We start from the raw sequence: 19,008 nt of genomic DNA on the forward strand, positions 1-19,008 counted from the left end.
ACCCGCCTTGCTCGCATCGGTGGCGCTCTGTGAGGCTGGGCGCCCGCAGCCCGCCCGGGAGGAGACCGTTGGACGCCACCGCGATCGCGTTCCTCGCCGTGGGCGGCGTCGGCGTCGGCGTCCTGCTGCTCTCGCTCGTCGTCGGCGAACTGGGCGACCTCGGCCACGGCGACGCCGACGGCCCCTTCTCGCTGCCGGCTATCGCGGCGTTCCTCGGCGGGGTCGGGTTCGGCGGGGCCGCCGCCTCCGCCCTGCTGCCCGCCCTGCCCGGCGGGATCACCGTGCTGCTGTGCCTGCTGGTCGGGCTGGTCGTCGCGCTCCCGTTGGCCGCCGGGGCGGTCAAGCTGTCGTCGTCCCTGCGCGACATGAACACCACGCCCACCCTCACCAGCGGCGACCTGCTCGGCGCCCAGGGCGTGGTGGTCTCCGCCGTCCCGGCCGGCGGGTTCGGCGAGGTGCGGCTCGCCCTGCACGGGCAACAGCTGAAGTACGCCGCGCGCAGCGAGGTCCCGCTGCCGACCGGCACACCCGTCTACGTCGTCGACACCCCGTCGCCGACCTCGGTGGAGGTCGTCTCGACCGCCCCGGACCCGTCAGGAGGCACCATCCCGTGACCCTGCTCTACGCGATCGGCGGCATCGCCGTCCTCGTCGTCCTGCTCGTGCTGCTGGTGCTCTCCCGCATCAAGGTGGCCGGGCCCAACCAGGCGTTCCTGGTCACCGGGCGGCAGGGCCGCTCGGTGACCGGCGCCGACGGCACGGTCAGCCGCGACATGAGCGGGCAGAAGGTCGTCATGGGCGCGAGCGTCTTCGTGCTCCCGGTCGTGCAGAAGCTGCACACCCTCGACCTCTCCAGCCGCCGCATCCCGGTGGGCATCCGCGGCGCGGTGAGCAAGCAGGGCGTGAAGTGCGACCTCGAGGGCGTCGCGATCGTCAAGGTCGGCGGCAACGAGTCCTCGATCCGGGCCGCCGCGCAGCGCTTCCTGCAGCAGCAGCAGGGCATCGACACCTTCACCTCGGAGGTGCTGGCCGGTGCGCTGCGCTCGATCGTCGGCCGGCTGACGATCGAGGAGATCATCCGCGACCGCGCCGCGTTCGCCTCCGCCGTCGCCGAGGAGGCCGAGACCTCGCTCACCGGCCAGGGCCTGGTGCTGGACACCTTCCAGCTGCAGGACATCCAGGCCGAGGGCACCTACCTCGCCGACCTCGGCCGCCCCGAGGCCGCCCGCGTTCTCAAGGAGGCCTCGATCGCCGAGGCCCGCGCCCGCCAGGCCGCCCAGCAGGAGCAGCTGCTCGCCGACGAGGCGATCGCGGTGTCGCAGCGTCAGCTCGCGCTCAAGCAGGCCGAGATCGACTCCGAGATCGACGCCGCGAAGGCCCGCGCCGCGGCCGCCGGTCCGCTGGCCCAGGCCGCCCAGGACCAGCAGGTGCTCGCCGAGCAGGAGAAGGTCGCCGAGCGCACCGCGACCCTGACCCAGGCCCAGCTCGACACCCAGGTGCGCCGTCCGGCCGACGCCGAGCGGTACCGCGTCGAGCAGGAGGCCGAGGGCCGCAAGAACTCGAAGATCCTCACCGCGGAGGCCGACCGGCAGGCCACCATCGCCGCCGCCCAGGCCGCGGCCGAGCAGGCCAAGCTGTCCGGTGAGGGTGAGCGGGCCCGCCGCTCGGCGCTGGCCGAGGCCGAGGCCATCGAGGGCGCCAAGCGCGGTGAGGCCGAGAAGCTGCGCCGCGAGGCCATCGCCGACGCCGTCGAGCGCGAGGGTGCCGCCGAGGCCGCCGCGATCCTGGCCAAGGGCAAGGCCGAGGCCGAGTCGATGGACGCCCGCTCGCAGGCGTTCAGCACCTACGGCGAGGCCGCGATCCTCGACCTGCTGGTCAAGGTCCTGCCCGAGGTCGTCTCCGCCGCGGCCGCGCCGCTGTCCAGCGTGGACAAGATGACCGTGATCAGCGCCGACGGCCCGGGGTCGCTGTCGAAGTCGGTGGCCTCGAACGTCGCCCAGGGCCTGCAGCTGTCCGGCGACCTGACCGGTATCGACGTGCCCGCCCTGCTCAAGCGGCTCTCGGGCTCCGCGGCCCAGGGCATGGGCGCGGCCCCGGCGCAGCAGGTGGCCGTGGACGGCGACGGCACGCACGGCTGACCGGCGGGCGAGGATGGTCGGCGTGATCGTCGAGAAGCGGTTCGCCGACCTGACCCCTGCCGAGCTGTACGGCCTGCTGAAGCTGCGGGTCGACGTGTTCGTGGTGGAGCAGACCTGCCCCTACCCCGAGCTCGACGGCCGGGACGCCGAGCCGGGCACCCTGCACGTCTGGGTGCCCGGTGACGGCGGCGAGGTGCTGTCCTGCATCCGCGTGCTGGAGAACGGCGAGGACCGGGCCATCGGGCGGGTCGCCACGGCGGCGTCCGCCCGGGGCCGGGGCCTGTCCGCCCAGCTGGTCGCGCGGGGCCTGGAGGTGTGCGCCGGCCGCACGGTCGACATCGGCGCCCAGGCCCACCTGGAGACCTGGTACGCGAGGTTCGGCTTCGGGCGGTCCGGTCCGGACTACGTCGAGGACGGCATCCCCCACCTCCCGATGCGAACGGTCGCCCCCCTCCCCCGTTGACCATGCAGAACGGCAACGCCGCCACGCCGTGCACCGGCGCGTCGTCGGTGCGGTTCTGCATGGTCGACAGACATCCCTGCTTCAGTCGGCGCCGGTGAGGGAGGCCTGCGGGAGCCAGTCGGCGTCCAGCAGCTCCGCGATCTGCTGCAGGCCCGCGGTGTCGCCGCCGGCGGTCGAGCCCGTGACGGCCAGGCGCTCGACCATCACCTTGGCCACCTGCTCCTCGACGGTGTCCTCGGCGTAGGCGATGCGCCAGGGCGACACCTGGTGGTCGCGGTGCGTGCGGCCGGTGACCTGCCGGGCGGCGATGCCGGAGAACCGCGGCTGGTGGAACAGGCCCACCCGCGGGGTGCTCGAGGCCGTCCGTCCGCCGGGCAGCTGCTCACCGGCGTGCAGGCTGATCGAGGCGGTGACGGTGAAGACGCACACCTGCGACTCCCCCGTCTGGAACCGCAGCCGCTCGGCCTCGACGTCGAACCGGTCCCGGCCGAAGATCCCCGACACCCCGATGCCGGCGGCCAGCAGGGCCTCCCGGATCGGGTCGGCGGCGGTCTCCACGAACTCCACCGACACCGCGACCTGCCGGCCGGCCTCGACCTGCGCCCTCACCCAGTCGACGGTGGCCGGCACCCGGATCAGCCCCGCCTTCTGCCGGAACCGCAGCAGCGCCGCCCGCCCGCGCGCGGTCTGCTTCGCCCGCCGGGCCAGCTGCATCTCGGCCCTGAAGGAGCTCCACTCCTGCTCGTAGGCCGCCCGCTCGGCGGGGGTGAGCGCCACCGGCGTCCCGGTCACCTGGACGTCGCCCCACGGTGCCGGCCGGTGCAGCGTGGCTGGCGGGTCGGTGTCGGCCAGCCAGCTGCGCAGCAGCGTGAGGTCGGCCCGGCGCTCGTCGGGGTCCTCGGTCCAGGTGCTGCCGTAGCGACCGCGTTCCACGTGGAACCCGTGCTCGGCCAATCGGGCGGGCAGGTCGGCCCAGGCGCGCAGCGGCTCGCCGTGCAGCGTGGCGAAGTGCGGCGCCAGGTAGGGCAGCTCGAGCGGTGAGTGCGCCGGGGTCGCCGTCGCCAGCAGCACGAACGGGGCGTCCTTGACCCGGCCCGACCCGGAGACCGCCTTCCAGTGCTTCCAGCGCTGGGTGGTGGTGTGCCGCACCATGTGCGCCTCGTCGGCGACGACGACGTCGAAGTGCAGGTCGCGGACCTTCGCCAGCCGGTCCCAGGTGGTGACGCACCAACGCAGGTCGCCGGCGCCGAAGGCGGTGATGGAGCGCGTCCAGTGCGGGACGGTGATGGCGGCCGGCCGGTCGGCGACCACGAGCACGCTGCGGGCACCGCGGCGCGCGGCGATCTGCTGGACGGCGAGCACGGCGGTGCCGGTCTTGCCGACGCCGGGGTCGTCGCCGAGCAGGAACATGCGCCCGCCGGCGGCCTCGTGCGCGGCGACCACCTCGGCGCCGGTGACCTGCTCGGCGCGCGGGGTCATCCGGTCACCGGCAGGGAGCGGGCGGGGGGTCTCGTTCAGCTCGTCCTCGAGGAACCGCTCGAACGTGTGCGGTCCGGGGACGTAGCCGGCCAGCTCGGGCGGCGGGCTGGTCCCGACCCAGACGTGGGCCTGCAGGTCCTTGTCCCAGACCGCACCCGGGGCCGGGGCCCGGAACGGGACGGCGAGCACCCAGACCCGCTCCCCCGGCCCGGCGACCGGCCTCCCGGCCGGTGCCTTCCGAGCAGCTGCCGTGCGGGGCGCGGCCGAGCGGGGTGCGGCCTTCCGGGCAGCTGCGCCCGTGGTCGTCGCCTTCTTCGGGGTCGCCTTCTTCGGGGCCGCCTTCTTCGGGGCCGCCGTGCTCGCGGCCTTCTTCGCCGCGGTCGCAGCCGTGCCGGTGGTGGCCGCGCCGGATGCGGCCGTGCGGGTGGCGGCCGTGCGGGTGGTCCTGCGGGTGGTCCTGCGGCGTCCGGGCACGGCGTCCGACGCTACGTGCCGCCGGGCCCGACGGCGGTCAGGCGGCGAGCGCGCCGAGCGGCCGGGCGACGCCGGCGGCGGACAGCACGGCGGTGAGGGCCCGGACCGGGTCGACCTCGCCGGAGGCCGGCGGCGCGTCGGGCACGTCGAGCATCGTGCGGAAGGCCGCGGTGGCCCGCTCGCACTGCTCGGCGGTGAGCTCGGGGTGGAACTGGACGCCGACCGCCCGGGTGCCGACGGCGAAGCCCTGCACCGTGCTGACCGGGCTGCTCCACAGCAGCCGCACGTCGGGGTCGGTGAGCACCCCGGCCGGCACCTCCTGCACGTGCGCGGTGGGCACGGTCAGGTCGGGCACCCCGTGGCCGCGCACGGTGGTCACCCCGGCCTCGCCGCCGCAGCTCACCGGCAGCGGACCGGTGCCCGCGGCGACGGCGGCCAGCATCTGCGCGCCCAGGCAGACCCCGAGCACCGCGGCGTCCCCCTCGCGAGCGGCGGTCAGGGCGGCGCGGACGGCGTCCAGGCGCTCGGCCATGGCCGCCGTCCCGGAGTCCACCGCCTCGAGGCCGCCGCTGAACACGTGCAGCACGTCGGTGCGGCCCCGGTGCTCACCGGCGGGATCACCCCACGGCACGAGCGAGACCCGCCAGCCGAGCGCGGCCAACAGATCGGCGAGGGGCTCGCCCCAGCCGACCCCCGACCAGGCCGTACCGCTGCCCGCCCACACCACCGCCTCGTCGACCACGCCGATCACCATGGGCGGCTGCGGCGCCGTCGCCGGAGCACGACACGGCTGCCGGGCGCGGGTCGCGGTCACACTGGTCCCGTGCTGCTCCTCCTGCCCCGTGACCCGCTCGCGCCCCGCCGCGCCGACGAGCACTTCGCCCCGGAGGCGGCCGCGGCCGCGGAGCTGGGGCTGCCGACCGCGCTGGTCGACCACGACGAGCTGACCGCGACCGAGCCCGACCCGGCGCGGGCGGTGCGCGGCGTCCCGGCCGACGCGGACGCGGTCTACCGCGGCTGGATGCTGCGCTCGGAGCAGTACGCGGCGATGGCCGGGGCGCTGGCGGCGCGGGGAGTGCGGCTGCGCACCTCGCCCGAGCAGTACCGCGCCGCCCACGAGCTGCCGGGCTGGTACGCCGCACTGTCGGACGTGACGCCGGAGTCGCGGTGGGACACCGACGGCGACGTCGGCTGGCTGGGCAGCGGCGCGGCCGTGCTGCGCGACCACACGAAGTCGCTCAAGCACGCCTGGTCCGAGGCGTGCCTGGTCCCCGACGTCACCGACGCGGCGGCGGCGCAGCGGGTGGTGGCGAGGTTCCGCGAGCTGCGCGGGGAGGACCTGGTGGGGTCGGTCGTGGTCCGCCGGTTCGAGGAGTTCATCGGGCCCGAGGCGCGCACCTGGTGGGTGGGCGGCCGCTGCGTGCTGGTGACCGCGCACCCCGACACCCCCGACGAGCTGCCGGCCGACCCGGACCTCGAGCTGGCCGCACCGGCGGTGGCGACGCTGGGGTTGCCGTTCGTGACGGTCGACCTGGTGCGCCGGGCGGACGGACGGTGGCGGGTGGTCGAGCTGGGCGACGGCCAGGTGAGCGACCGGCCCTCGACCACCCCACCGGTCGAGCTGCTGACCGCGCTGGCCGCCGGCGGCGCCGCGTGAGCGCCGACCTCGAACTGTCGACCCGCACGATCGGCGACGCCGGCCCGCGGCTGGCGTTCGTGCACGGTCTGTTCGGGCAGGGCCGCAACTGGACGACGATCGCGCGCCGGCTGGCCGAGCCCGCCGACGGCGGCCCCGGGCGCCGCGTGACGCTGGTCGACCTGCCCAACCACGGTCACTCGCCGTGGACCGACCGGGTGGACTACGTCGACATGGCCGGGGCGGTGGCCGACCTGCTGGCCGGGTTCGGCGAGCAGGTGACGCTGGTGGGGCACTCGATGGGCGGCAAGGTGGCCATGCAGGTGGCCCTGCGGCACCCGGAGCTGCTGCGCGGGCTGGTGGTCGTGGACATCTCGCCGTCGGTCTACCCCGAGACCGGGGGCCGCACCGACGACCCGGACGAGGAGGCGTCGCCGTTCGCCGCGTTCATCGCGGCCATGCAGGCGATCGACCTGGACGGGCTGGCGTCGCGCGAGGACGCCGACGCCGCGCTGCGGGCGGCGGTGCCCAGCGACATGGTGCGGGCCTTCCTGCTGCAGTCGCTGGTCCGCGACGGAGCGGTCGGGGGTGGTGGGGCGGGTGGCAGCAGGGGATGGCGGTGGCGGCTGAACCTTGAGGTGCTGGGCCAGGACCTGGGCGTGCTGCGCGGCTTCCCCGACCCGCCGCCGGGTGCGGTGTTCGACGGTCCGGTGCTGTGGATCGCCGGTGCCGACTCGACCTACGTGCTGGACCGGGACCGGCCCCGGATGGAGGAGCTCTTCCCGCGGGTGCGCCTGGTGCGGGTGAAGAACGCCGGCCACTGGGTGCACTCGGAGGCGCCCGAGGTGTTCACCGAGGCGGTCCGCCGCTTCCTGGTGCAGGTCGGGGGCTGATCATCCCGGGTCGGGTGCTGCCTCGCGGCCCCCGAGGCGGCGCCTGACCCGTGGTGATCGTGCGCTCGGGTCAGGCGAACAGGCCCCGGATGTCGTCGGCGGTGAGCGGGGCGGACAGCACGCCGTCGTCGTCGACCACCTGGTCGAAGACGGCCTGCTTGCGGGCCTTGAGGGCCATCACCTTCTCCTCGATGGTGTCCTTGGCGACCAGCCGGTAGACCATCACGTTGCGGGTCTGGCCGATGCGGTGCGCGCGGTCGACGGCCTGCGCCTCGGCGGCCGGGTTCCACCACGGGTCGAGCACGAAGACGTAGTCGGCGGCGGTGAGGTTGAGCCCGAACCCGCCGGCCTTGAGGCTGATCAGGAACACCGGCACCTGGCCCGCGGTGAAGCTCTCGATGACCGCCGGCCGCTGCCGGGTGCTGCCGTCGAGGTAGGCGTAGCCGATGCCCTCGGCGTCGAGCTGGGCGCGGATGCGGGCCAGGTAGCCGGTGAACTGGCTGAACACCAGCACCCGGTGGCCCTCGGCCAGCACCTCGCGCAGGTGCTCGAGGAAGGCTTCGGTCTTGTCCGACCGCACGGCGTCGTGCTCGGGGTCGGCCAGCGCCGGGTCGAGCGCCAGCTGCCGCAGCAGGGTCAGCGAGCGCAGGATCTCGAACCGGTGGGCGTCCATGTCCTCGACCAGGCGCAGCACCTTGCGGCGCTCCCGCTGCAGCGCCGTGCGGTAGAGCGTCTCGTGCCTGCCGGTGAGCCGGACCTCCAGCACCTGCTCCTGCTTGGGCGGCAGGTCGGCGGCCACCAGCTCCTTGGTGCGCCGCAGCATCAGCGGGCGCAGCCGCCGCCGCAGGGTGCCCAGCCGACCGGGGTCGGTGCCGCGCTCGATGGGCCGCCGCCACTGCTCGTTGAAGCCCTCGGGGTCGGGGAACAGGCCCGGCGCGCAGATGGACAGCAGGGACCACAGGTCCATCAGGCTGTTCTCCATGGGCGTGCCGGTGATCGCCAGCTTGAACGGCGCGTCGACGGTGCGGGCCGCCCGGTAGGCCTTGGCCTGCCGGTTCTTCACGAACTGGGCCTCGTCGAGCAGCATGCCGCGCCACGTCTGCTGCGCGTACTGGTCCTCGTCGAGGCGCAGCAGGGTGTAGGAGGTGATCACCAGGTCGGCGCCGGCGACCCGCTCGGCCAGCGGTACCCCGGCCTTCGCGGTGGTCTCCTCCACCGCGGTGACCCGCAGCCCGGGGGCGAAGCGTGCGGCCTCGGACACCCAGTTGCCCACCACGCTGGTGGGGGCGACGACGAGCACCGGCGCGGTGAGCTCGCCGGCGTCCTTGGCCCGCTGCAGCAGTGCCAGCGCCTGCAGGGTCTTGCCCAGGCCCATGTCGTCGGCGAGCACCCCGCCGAGGTCGTGGTCCCAGAGGAAGGACAGCCAGCGGTAGCCCTCGAGCTGGTAGGGCCGCAGCTGCGCCGTGATGCCGGCCGGGACCTCGGGTACCGGCAGCTCGTCGAGCTCGAGCAGCGCGGCGGTGCTGCGCTCCCAGCGGGCGCTCTGCTCGGCGACCACGCCCAGCTGCCGCAGGTCGCCCCACAGCCCGGCCTGCCACCGGTTGATGCGGGTGGGCGGCTTGCGGGGGTCCTGCATGGCCCCGGCCTCGGCGATCAGGTCGGCGAGCACCGCGAACTCGGGCCCGTCGAGGGGGAAGTAGGTGCCGCCGGGCAGGAACAGGTGCTTCTGCTTGGTGGCCAGCGCCCGGAACAGGTGCGCGAACGGGACGTCCTGGCCGTCGACGGTCACCGTGATGCCCAGGTCGAACCAGTCGGCGCCCTCGGCCGCGGTGTCGGTGACCGACACGCTGACCACCGGGGCGGAGGTGGCGGCCCGGTAGTCGGGGGCCTCGCCCCGCTCGGCGACCCGCACCCCCTGCTCGCGGAGGGAGGGCAGCACGCCCTCGCAGAAGACGGCGGCGTCGAGCTCGCGCAGCTCGACCGAGGGGGTCAGGCCGCGGTGCACGGTGGCCTGCCGCAGCTGGGGGAAGCGGCCGTCGGGCAGCACGAGCCCGCCGAGCAGGGCCCGCTCGGCCCGGGGATCGCGGCCGGGGTCGGTGCCGGAGCCGGTCAGCGGGACCGACCGGCCCTCGGGGATGCCCGCACCCTCGGCCGGCCGGGCCGGGTAGACGATCGACCACTCGAGGGTGAGCCGGGCGCCCTCGGCGTGGCTGACGGTCAGCGCCAGCACCGGCGGCTCGACCGAGGGCAGCTCGACCGAACCGTCGGGGGACACCAGCGTGACCATGCGCTGCAGGGCCGGCACCAGCTCGGCCCGCACCCGGGGCACGTCGGCGGCGGGCACCTCGAGCCGCGGGAACCGGGACACCATGCGGGACAGCTCGGCCGGCACCCGGCCGGCGAAGGGCACCAGGCGCAGGGCGTCGCCCACCACCACGAAGGCGCCGTGCACCGGGGTGCCCACGAGGGTGAGGTCGGCCAGCGGCCCGAGCCCGCCCGCCCGGTCGACGACCGCCTCCAGCAGCAGGTCGCCGGCAGTGGACGCGGAGGCCTGCATGCGCAGCTCGGCGGGCGGTTCGATCACCACCCGGTCGGCCGGGGTCTTGGCGGTCACGAAGGTGACGCCGGCGCGCTGGGCCTCGCGCAGCAGCCGCCACAGCTGGGGGCCGACGTCGTCGAGGAACACCGCGTCGGTGGTGCCGTAGTAGCCGTACCCCGACGACCCGGTGGACTGCGCGGCCCGGTAGAGCTCGACGAGCACGTCGCGGTGCTCGGGGACCCGGCGCACGGGCCCGTGCTCGAAGGGCAGGTCGCGCCAGGAGACCCCGGTGCGCACCCACCGCCCGGCACGACCGGGCACGACGGGGCGCAGCCGCACCTGCACGGGCACCCGCTGGCCCGCCCGGCCGGTGGCGGCGTTGAGCTCGAACTGCAGGCCCACCGGCACCAGGTCGGCCACGGCGGCGTCGGGCACGAGGTCGGCCAGCGCCGTCTCCCATGCCGGCCGGGGCCTGGTGACCCGCGGGGCCGCGGGCTGCGCCGCCGCCGGCCAGGCCTCGACCACCCCGCCGGCCCGGTCGACCGCCGTGCCCTGGCCGTCGGGGCCGAGGCTGAGCAGCACGGCGACCGCGTGCTTGCAGTCCTGCACGACCGGGCACGTGCACCGGCTGACCCACTCGTCGACGTCGGCGAAGGCGGCCACCTGGTAGACCTCGCCGCGCGACCCGGCGACCACCCCGCCGACGTGGTCGCCGGCGTGCACGGTGACCGAGCGGACCTTGCGCTCGCGCAGGCACTCGCGCCCGCGGAAGGTCACGGCGTCCCCGAAGCAGGACACCAGGAACTCCTCGTCGAGCGGGAGGGAGAGCGCTGCGGTCACGACGACGACGGTAGCCACGGGCACCGACAGGCGGGGGCCGTCGCCGGGAGGTGTGGACAGGGCACCCGGGTGTGGACTCCGGACCGGGTCGTGTCGGTGCTGCGCCGTAGGCTGCGGGACCCACCTGTGCGCCCGAGACGAGGACCGATGACCGAGCGGGACGACCAGCAGCCGACCGGCCCGCAGCCCCACGGCGCGCTGCCGCACGACGGGCAGCCCCACGGCACGCAACCGGCCCAGCCGCACGCCGCGCCGTCCGGGTACACCGCGCCGTCCGGGTACGCCGCGCCGTCCGGGTACACCGCGCCGTCCGGGTACGGCACGTCCGCCGGGTTCGGGGAGTCGCCCGGGTACCCGGCACCCGCCGGGTACGGCACGCAGCCCGGGTACGGCGCACCACCGGCCGGGTACGGCGCCCCCCAGGCCTGGCCGGGCCCGTACGCGCCCTACGGTCAGCCGGCCTACGTCGTCCAGCGTTCGACGAACGGCATGGCCGTCGCCTCGATGGTTCTGGGCATCCTCTGGATCTACTGGATCGGCAGCGTCCTCGCGCTGGTGTTCGGCTACGTGGCGCGGCAGCAGATCAGGCAGCGGGGCGAGGCCGGCGACGGCATGGCCATCGCCGGCATCGTGCTGGGCTACGTCGGGCTCGGGATGCTCCTGCTCGTCCTCGTGATCGGCATCAGCAGGTCCACCTCCTGAGCGGTCCCGGTCGCCACGGGCGGCCGGGACGGGCCAGGATCACCGCATGAGCAACGAGCGCGCCGGCACCCCGGCCCAGCCGTCGGACCTGGTCGACGTCCCGCACCTGGTCACGGCCTACTACTCCACCCAGCCCGCCCCGGAGAACCCCGACCAGCAGGTGGTGTTCGGCACCAGCGGGCACCGCGGGTCCAGCCTCGACGGCGCGTTCAACGAGGCGCACATCCTGGCCACGACCCAGGCGATCGTCGAGTACCGGCGCGGCCAGGGCTTCGACGGCCCGCTCTTCGTCGGCCGCGACACCCACGGGCTGTCCGAGCCGGCGTGGGTCAGCGCGCTCGAGGTGCTGGTGGCCAACGACGTCACCGTGCTGGTCGACGACGCCGACCGCTACACCCCAACCCCAGCGGTCAGCCACGCGATCCTGCGGGCCAACCGGGGGAAGACCTCCGGCCTGGCCGACGGCATCGTCGTCACGCCCAGCCACAACCCGCCGCGCGACGGCGGCTTCAAGTACAACCCGCCGCACGGCGGCCCGGCCGACTCCGACGCCACCGGCTGGATCGCGAACCGGGCCAACGAGCTGCTGCGGGCCGGGTTGGACGGCGTCCGGCGGGTGCCGTTCGCCAGGGCCCGGGCGGCCGCGCAGGGCCACGACTTCACCGGCGACTACGTCGCCGACCTCCCCGACGTCCTCGACCTGGACGCCGTCCGCGCGGCGGGCGTGCGCATCGGCGCCGACCCCCTGGGCGGGGCCAGCGTCGACTACTGGGGCCGCATCGCCGAGGCGCACGGGCTGGACCTGACCGTGGTGAACCCGCTGGTCGACGCCACCTGGCGGTTCATGACGCTGGACTGGGACGCCAAGATCCGCATGGACTGCTCCTCCCCCAGCGCCATGGCCTCGCTCATCGAGCAGAAGGACCGGTTCCAGATCGCCACCGGCAACGACGCCGACGCCGACCGGCACGGCATCGTCACCCCCGACGGCGGGCTGATGAACCCGAACCACTACCTCGCGGTGGCCATCTCCTACCTGTTCGCCAACCGGCCCGGCTGGGCGCCGTCCACCGCGGTGGGCAAGACGCTGGTGTCGTCCTCGCTCATCGACCGGGTGGTCGCCGACCTCGGCCGCGAGCTGCGCGAGGTGCCGGTCGGGTTCAAGTGGTTCGTGCCGGGGCTGATCGACGGGTCGGTCGGGTTCGGCGGCGAGGAGTCGGCCGGGGCCTCCTTCCTGCGCCGTGACGGCAGCGTCTGGACGACGGACAAGGACGGCATCCTGCTGGCCCTGCTGGCGTCGGAGATCCAGGCCGTGACGGGCTCGTCGCCGAGCGAGCTGCACCGCGAGCTGACCGCGAAGCACGGCGAGTCCGCCTACGCCCGGGTCGACGCCGCCGCCAGCCGCGAGCAGAAGGCGAAGCTGGGCAAGCTCTCCCCCGCCGACGTCATCGCCACCGAGCTGGCCGGCGAGCCGATCACCGCCAAGCTCACCGAGGCACCGGGCAACGGCGCGAAGGTCGGCGGCCTCAAGGTGACCACCGAGAACGCCTGGTTCGCCGCCCGCCCCTCGGGCACCGAGGACGTCTACAAGATCTACGCCGAGTCCTTCCGCGGCCCCGACCACCTCGCCCAGGTCCAGGAGGAGGCCCGCGCCGTGGTGTCGGCGGCGCTGGGCAGCTGAGCCTCGAACGTCGAGGGCCCAGAACCGGTGCGGTTCTGGGCCCTCGACGTCCATGGGTCGGCAGGTGTTCAGCTCACGTCGTCGTCGACCCAGTCGAGGGTCTTGGTGACGGCCTTCTGCCAGTTGCGGTAGTTGCGCTCACGCTCGTCGGCCGCCATCTGCGGTTCCCAGCGCTTGTCCTCGGCCCACTTGGCGGTGAGCTCGTCGAGGGAGCCCCAGAACCCGACGGCCAGACCGGCGGCGTAGGCGGCACCCAGCGCCGTGGTCTCGACGATCTCGGGCCGGATGACGGGGACGTCGAGCACGTCGGCCTGGAACTGCATGAGCAGCTCGTTGCCGACCATGCCGCCGTCCACGCGCAGCTCGGTGAGGTCGACCCCCGAGTCGGCGTTCATGGCGTCGAGCACCTCGCGGGTCTGGAAGGCGGTGGCCTCCAGCACGGCGCGGGCGATGTGGCCCTTGTTCACGAACCGGGTGAGGCCGACCAGGGCGCCGCGGGCGTCGGAGCGCCAGTGCGGGGCGAACAGGCCGGAGAACGCCGGGACGATGTAGGCCCCGCCGTTGTCCTCCACGCCGGCGGCCAGCGTCTCGACCTCGGGGGCGGCCGAGATCATGCCCAGGTTGTCGCGCAGCCACTGCACGAGCGACCCGGTGACTGCGATCGAGCCCTCGAGGGCGTAGACCGGCGCCTCGTCGCCCAGCTTGTAGCAGAGCGTGGTGAGCAGGCCGTTCTCCGACGGCACGGCCTCGGTGCCGGTGTTGAGCAGCATGAAGTTGCCCGTGCCGTAGGTGTTCTTGGCCATGCCCTTCTCGAAGCAGACCTGCCCGAAGGTGGCCGCCTGCTGGTCGCCCAGCGAGCCCGAGATCGGCACGCCGGCCAGGAAGCCGGACGCCCGGCCCTCGCCGTAGACCTCGGAGTTGCTGCGGATCTCGGGGAGCATGGACATCGGGATGCCCATCTCCTCGGCGATGTCGGGCAGCCACTCGAGGGTGCGGTAGTCCATGAGCATGGTGCGGCTGGCGTTGGAGACGTCGGTGAGGTGCTTGCCGCCGTCGGTGCCGCCGGTCATGTTCCAGATCAGCCAGGAGTCGATGGTGCCCATGAGCAGGTCACCGGCCTCGGCCTTCTCCCGGGCGCCGTCGACGTTGTCCAGCACCCAGCGGACCTTGGGCCCGGCGAAGTACGTCGCCAGCGGCAGGCCGACGCGGTCCTTGTAGCGCTCGTCGCCACCGCCCAGGGCGGCGAGGGCGTCGCAGATCTTCCCGGTGCGGGTGTCCTGCCAGACGATGGCGTTGTAGACCGGCTGGCCGGTGGTCTTGTCCCAGACCACGGTGGTCTCGCGCTGGTTGGTGATGCCGACGGCGACGATGTCCGACGTCGAGGCGTTGCCGCGGGCCAGGGCCTGGCCGACGACCTCGCGGGTGTTGGCCCAGATCTCCATCGGGTCGTGCTCGACCCAGCCGGCGCGCGGGAAGATCTGCTCGTGCTCCTTCTGCCCGGTCGCGACGATCTTGCCGTCGTGGTCGAAGAGGATGCAGCGCGTGCTGGTGGTGCCCTGGTCGATTGCGGCGACGTACTTCCCTGCCATGGGGTGTCTCCTCAGCTCTGAGTAGGGGTTGCGGTGGTCAGATGGCGACGTGGGCGAAGAGGCCGGCCAGCACGGCGCCGATCACGGGGCCGACGACCGGGACCCAGGAGTAGCCCCAGTTGCTGACGCCCTTGTTCCTGATGGGCAGGATGGCGTGGGCGATGCGGGGGCCGAGGTCGCGGGCCGGGTTGATGGCGTAGCCGGTGGGGCCGCCGAGCGAGGCGCCGATGCCGACGACCAGCAGGGCGACGGCCAGCGGGCCGATCTCGGTGGGCGTGTCGCCGAACCGGATCACGATGTAGACCAGCACGAACGTGCCGATGGCCTCGGTGATCAGGTTGTCGACGGTGCTCTTGATCGCCGGACCGGTGGAGAACGTGCCCAGGATGGTGCCGGCGTCGGTCTCGGCCTCGTAGTGCTTGCGGAAGGCCAGCCAGGCCAGCACGGCGCCGAGGAAGGCGCCCACGAACTCACCGGCGAAGTAGGTCAGCGTCGACGCCACCGTGACGTCGACCCCCGGCGCGTAGCTGTCCGCCCCGCTGACGAGCAGGCCGATGGTGACGGCCGGGTTCAGGTGCGCGCCGGACGTCGCCGCGGCGTAGACGCCGGCGAAGACCGCGAGGCCCCAGCCGAAGATGATGACGATGTAGCCGCCGCCGAGCGCACCTGACTTGGCGAGCAGGACGTTGGCGACGACGCCGACGCCCAGCAGGATGAGGATCGCCGTTCCGGTGACCTCGCTGCCGAAGACGGTGAGCAGACTGGTGGTCTGGTCCAAGGGGAACTCCTGTCGAGAAAGCCCGCGGCGGTGCGGGCGGTCCGGTGCCAGGGGTCCCGCCTGTGTCCCCGATCACCCCGGCGACTGGACGCTAGGTGGCGCCCGTCACCGGGCGGAAGCGATCTCGTACGACATGGTCGGACAGGACGACGGCGTACCGGATGCCCTACCGTCCGCGGTGTGCCCGGAACCGTGCAGTCCCTCGAGCGGGCGGCGGCGATCCTGCAGGTGGTCGCCGGCAGCGGGGGCACGCTGGGCGTCACCGACATCGCCGCGGCGGTGGGCCTGCCCAAGACCACCGCGCACAGCCTGCTGCGCACGCTGCTCGGCGTCCGGTTCGTCGAGCAGGACCGGGCCGGCCGCTACGCCCTGGGGCAGGGCCTGCTGCGGCTGGGCACTGGGCACCTGGACGTCAACGAGCTGCGCTCGCGCGCCTCGAACTGGACCGATGCGCTGGCCTCGCGCAGCGGCCAGGCGGTGCGGCTGGCCACCCTGGAGGGGGAGCGGGTGGTCGTCGTCCACCACGTCTTCCGGCCCGACGACTCGGCCCAGGTGCTCGACGTCGGCACCGTGCTGCCCGCCGACCGCACCGCGCTCGGCCGGGTGCTGGTCGCCTTCGCACCGCACCGCACCGTCCGGGGCGTGGACCCGGCCCGCGCCGACGTCGCGGCCGTGCGGGCCCGGGGCTGGGCGGTCGAGGACAGCGGCTGGGAGGCCGGGGCCGCCGGACTGGCGGCACCGGTGCGCGGCTCGACCGGCCTCGTGGTCGCCGCGCTGGGCATCAGCGGTCCGGCCGAGACGGTGCTCGACGGGCACCGCGGCGCCCGCCCGCGGCTGGTGGCGATGGTGACCGAGTCGGCCCAGGCCATCTCGCGGGAGCTGGGCTGGCATGGCTGACCGCGCAGCGGTGCGGCTGACCGCGGCCCGCCGGCCCGGTGCCGACGTCGCCGCCACGGGGGTGGCGTGATGGACCGCTTCGTGCTGGCCGTGGACCAGGGGACGACGTCCACCCGCTCGATCGTCTTCGACCGCGGTGGCCGCATGGTCTCGGTGCGCCAGCGCGAGCACCGGCAGTTCTTCCCGCGGCCGGGCTGGGTCGAGCACGACCCGATGGAGATCTGGGCGAACACCCAGCGGACGGCGGCCCAGGCGCTGCGCGACGCGGCGTCGTCGGCGGGTGAGGTCGTGGCGCTGGGCATCGCCAACCAGCGCGAGACCACCGTGGTGTGGGACCGGGCCACCGGTCGCCCGATCACCCGGGCGATCGTCTGGCAGGACACCCGGACGGCGGACCTGGTCACCCGGCTGACCGCCCGGCCGGACGCCGGGATCGTGCGCGAGCGCAGCGGCATGGACATCGCCGGCTACTTCGCCGGTCCCCGGCTGCGCTGGGTGCTGGACGCGGTGCCGCGGGCGCGGGAGCGGGCCGAGCGCGGCGAGCTGCTGTTCGGGACGATGGAGACCTGGCTGATCTGGAACCTCACGGGCGGCCCGGACGGCGGCGTGCACGTCACCGACGTGACCAACGCCAGCCGCACCTCGCTCATGGACTGCCGCACCTGCGCCTGGGACCCGGAGCTGCTGGAGTTCTTCGGCATCCCGGCCGCCCTGCTGCCCGAGGTCCGGCCGTCGGTCGGCGAGCTCGGGACGGCGACCGCGCTGGGCCAGCCGATCCCGATCACCGGGGCGCTGGGCGACCAGCAGGCGGCGCTGTTCGGGCAGGCGTGCTTCGCCCCCGGCGAGGCCAAGTGCACCTACGGCACCGGCAGCTTCCTGCTGCAGAACACCGGCACCGAGCTGGTGCGCACGCGCTCGGGCTCGATCTCCACGGTGGCCTACCAGCTGGCCGGTGAACCGGTGCACTACGCGCTCGAGGGCTCAGTCGCGGTCGCCGGGGCGCTCGTGCAGTGGCTGCGCGACGGCCTGGGGCTGATCGGCACGGCCCCGGAGATCGAGACGCTGGCCCGCACGGTCGACGACAACGGGGGCTGCTACGTCGTCCCGGCGTTCTCCGGCCTGCTGGCACCGCACTGGCGGGGCGAGGCCCGCGGCCTGGTCGCCGGGCTGACCTCCTACGTCACCAAGGGCCACCTGGCCCGGGCGGTGCTCGAGGCGACCGGCTGGCAGACCCGCGACGTCGTCCTGGCCATGGCCGCGGACTCCGGCCTGGCGCTCCCCGCCCTGCGCGTGGACGGCGGGATGACCACCAACAACCTGCTCATGCAGTTCGTCGCCGACGTGCTGGACACCCCCGTGGTGCGGCCGATGGTCGGCGAGACCGTCTCGCTGGGGGCGGCCTACGCCGCCGGCCTGGCCGTGGGGCTGTGGGCCGACGTCGAGGCGCTGCGCCGCAACTGGCACCGCTCGGCGCAGTGGAGCCCGGTGCCGGCCCGCGCCGCCCAGCTCGACGCCGAGTACCCCACCTGGGAGAAGGCGGTGCGGCTGTCGATCGCCTGGGGCGCCGACTAGCGCCGCAGGGCCACGCGCACCAGCAGGGCGACCGCCAGCACGCCGAGCGCCACCAGCACCGACCGCACCGGCAGGGCCGCCACGAGCACCAGGCAGGCCACCAGCCCGGCGGCCGGCACCCACCGGGCGGGCCGCTCGCCGGCGGGCAGGGTCCACGCGGCCGCGTTCGCGACGGCGTAGTAGACGAGCACCCCGGCCGACGAGGCGCCGACCACCGCGGTGAGGCCGCCGGTGAGCACGAGCGCGCCGACCGCGACGGCCAGTGCGGCGTGCGCGACCAGGGGTGTGCCGCGGCGGGCGTCGACCCGGGCCAGCGGGGCGGGCAGATCGCGCTCGCGAGCCATCGCCAGGGCGGTGCGGGTGAGCCCGGCGACCAGGCCGAGGAGGGCACCCCCGGCTGCCGCGACCGCGCCGACGGTGACCACCCAGCGCAGGGCCGGCGCGGGGCCGGCGGCGACCGCGTCGGCCAGCGGGCGGTCGGACCCGGCCAGGGCGGCCGGGCCCACCGCGACCAGGAGGGCCACGCCGACCACGACGTACACCGCCAGGGCCACGCCGAGCGCCACGGACACCGCGCGCGGGATGGTGCGCGCCGGGTCGCGCACCTCCTCGGCCAGCGTGGCGATGCGCGCGTAGCCGGCGAAGGCGAAGAACAGCAGGCCCGCGGCGGCGAGCACGCCGCCGGGCCCGCCGGTCGGCGTCGCCGTCCGGACCGGTCCGTCACCGACCGTGGCCGCCACGAGCGCCAGTGCGACCACCACGGCGAGCACGAGCAGGGTGACCGCCAGCAGCACCCGGGTGGCCCGGGCCGTGCGGGTGATGCCGGCGGCGTCGACGGCCACCAGCACCAGGACGGCGACCAGGGCGACCACCCTCGCCTGCCCCGGCCACAGGTAGGTGCCGATGGTCAGCGCCATCGCGGCGGCCGAGGCGGTCTTGCCCACCAGGAACGCGCAGCCGGCCAGGTACCCCCACCACGGCCCGAGCCGGGCCCGCCCGAAGGCGTAGGCCCCGCCGGAGACCGGCAGGTGGACGGCGAGCGCGGCCGTGCTGGTGGCGTTGCACCAGGCCACCCCACCGGCGACGGCCAGCGCGGCCAGCAGCCACCACCCGGCCGCGGCCGCGGCGGGCGCCCACACGGCGAACACCCCGGCGCCGAGCATCGAACCCAGCCCGAGGACGGCGGCGTCACGGGTGCCCAACCTCCGCCGCAGCGCGTCGTCCCCGTGCACACGGGCAGTGTGGCTGTTCGACATGGTCGTACACGTCGCGTCGCCGCGGCCCGTGCCCGGTCCTACCGTGGAACGCGAGCGACCGGGCTGCACCGA

15 protein-coding genes are annotated in these 19,008 nt (G+C 74.8%); 9 read left to right on the forward strand and 6 right to left on the reverse strand.

Features of this window, described 5'->3' with window-relative positions; all coding sequences use genetic code 11:
- The first annotated feature begins 68 nt into the window (after positions 1 to 68).
- From BLP29_RS18975 to BLP29_RS18985, 3 genes are read left to right on the forward strand one after another with little or no spacing between them, the layout of a single operon-like run.
- Positions 69 to 614 (forward strand): hypothetical protein, encoded by a 546-nt coding sequence (locus tag BLP29_RS18975; RefSeq protein WP_092807425.1) that lies wholly within the window; start codon positions 69 to 71, stop codon positions 612 to 614.
- A complete protein-coding gene (locus BLP29_RS18980; protein ID WP_092807427.1) occupies positions 611 to 2,137 on the forward strand; it encodes a flotillin family protein in 1,527 nt (508 codons plus the stop codon). The genes BLP29_RS18975 and BLP29_RS18980 overlap by 4 nt, the downstream gene beginning before the upstream one ends.
- 22 nt (positions 2,138 to 2,159) lie before the next feature.
- A complete protein-coding gene (locus BLP29_RS18985) occupies positions 2,160 to 2,600 on the forward strand; it encodes a GNAT family N-acetyltransferase (RefSeq protein WP_207798599.1) in 441 nt (146 codons plus the stop codon).
- Between the two features lie 81 nt (positions 2,601 to 2,681).
- Here BLP29_RS18985 and BLP29_RS18990 read toward each other — a convergent pair whose 3' ends face one another.
- The gene (locus BLP29_RS18990) at positions 2,682 to 4,553 is read right to left on the reverse strand and encodes a DEAD/DEAH box helicase (protein WP_243470100.1); all 1,872 of its coding nucleotides are present in this window, start codon (positions 4,551 to 4,553) and stop codon (positions 2,682 to 2,684) included.
- 37 nt (positions 4,554 to 4,590) lie between these two features.
- Positions 4,591 to 5,295: a glutamine amidotransferase-related protein gene (locus BLP29_RS18995; RefSeq protein WP_165839452.1), complete on the reverse strand. Its 705-nt coding sequence runs from the start codon at positions 5,293 to 5,295 to the stop codon at positions 4,591 to 4,593.
- A gap of 81 nt (positions 5,296 to 5,376) precedes the next feature.
- Here BLP29_RS18995 and BLP29_RS19000 point away from each other — a divergent pair, with 81 nt between their 5' ends.
- Together BLP29_RS19000 and BLP29_RS19005 are read left to right on the forward strand one after the other, a co-directional pair.
- Entirely contained in the window at positions 5,377 to 6,210 is an 834-nt protein-coding gene (locus tag BLP29_RS19000) for an ATP-grasp domain-containing protein (protein ID WP_165839453.1), read from the forward strand.
- A complete protein-coding gene (locus tag BLP29_RS19005) occupies positions 6,207 to 7,082 on the forward strand; it encodes an alpha/beta fold hydrolase (RefSeq protein ID WP_092807433.1) in 876 nt (291 codons plus the stop codon). Before BLP29_RS19000 ends, BLP29_RS19005 begins: the two co-directional genes overlap by 4 nt.
- A gap of 70 nt (positions 7,083 to 7,152) precedes the next feature.
- Here BLP29_RS19005 and BLP29_RS19010 read toward each other — a convergent pair whose 3' ends face one another.
- A complete protein-coding gene (locus BLP29_RS19010) occupies positions 7,153 to 10,461 on the reverse strand; it encodes a DEAD/DEAH box helicase (protein WP_133379297.1) in 3,309 nt (1,102 codons plus the stop codon).
- Between the two features lie 147 nt (positions 10,462 to 10,608).
- Here BLP29_RS19010 and BLP29_RS21870 point away from each other — a divergent pair, with 147 nt between their 5' ends.
- Positions 10,609 to 11,163, forward strand: a complete 555-nt coding sequence (locus BLP29_RS21870; RefSeq protein ID WP_092807437.1) for a DUF4190 domain-containing protein — start codon at positions 10,609 to 10,611, stop codon at positions 11,161 to 11,163.
- 46 nt (positions 11,164 to 11,209) lie between these two features.
- Positions 11,210 to 12,844: a phosphoglucomutase (alpha-D-glucose-1,6-bisphosphate-dependent) gene (gene pgm / locus BLP29_RS19020; RefSeq protein WP_092807439.1), complete on the forward strand. Its 1,635-nt coding sequence runs from the start codon at positions 11,210 to 11,212 to the stop codon at positions 12,842 to 12,844.
- A 68-nt stretch (positions 12,845 to 12,912) separates the two neighbouring features.
- Here pgm and glpK (BLP29_RS19025) read toward each other — a convergent pair whose 3' ends face one another.
- On the reverse strand, positions 12,913 to 14,433 hold the full coding sequence (gene glpK / locus BLP29_RS19025; protein WP_092807441.1) for a glycerol kinase GlpK: 1,521 nt from the start codon (positions 14,431 to 14,433) through the stop codon (positions 12,913 to 12,915).
- Between the two features lie 37 nt (positions 14,434 to 14,470).
- Positions 14,471 to 15,211, reverse strand: a complete 741-nt coding sequence (locus BLP29_RS19030; protein WP_243470101.1) for an MIP/aquaporin family protein — start codon at positions 15,209 to 15,211, stop codon at positions 14,471 to 14,473.
- Positions 15,212 to 15,391: 180 nt separating this feature from the next.
- On the opposite strand from BLP29_RS19030, the gene BLP29_RS19035 reads away from it, so the two are divergent.
- Both BLP29_RS19035 and glpK (BLP29_RS19040) read left to right on the forward strand, forming a co-directional pair.
- On the forward strand, positions 15,392 to 16,108 hold the full coding sequence (locus BLP29_RS19035; RefSeq protein ID WP_092807443.1) for an IclR family transcriptional regulator: 717 nt from the start codon (positions 15,392 to 15,394) through the stop codon (positions 16,106 to 16,108).
- Positions 16,109 to 16,177: 69 nt separating this feature from the next.
- Positions 16,178 to 17,680 (forward strand): glycerol kinase GlpK, encoded by a 1,503-nt coding sequence (gene glpK / locus BLP29_RS19040; RefSeq protein ID WP_207798600.1) that lies wholly within the window; start codon positions 16,178 to 16,180, stop codon positions 17,678 to 17,680.
- Here glpK (BLP29_RS19040) and BLP29_RS19045 read toward each other — a convergent pair.
- Entirely contained in the window at positions 17,677 to 18,912 is a 1,236-nt protein-coding gene (locus BLP29_RS19045; protein WP_243470102.1) for an APC family permease, read from the reverse strand. The two genes, glpK (BLP29_RS19040) and BLP29_RS19045, sit on opposite strands and share 4 nt — an antisense overlap.
- Positions 18,913 to 19,008: the final 96 nt, after the last annotated feature.

The organism is Klenkia marina (assembly GCF_900101025.1).
Classification (GTDB): Bacteria; Actinomycetota; Actinomycetes; order Mycobacteriales; family Geodermatophilaceae; genus Klenkia; species Klenkia marina.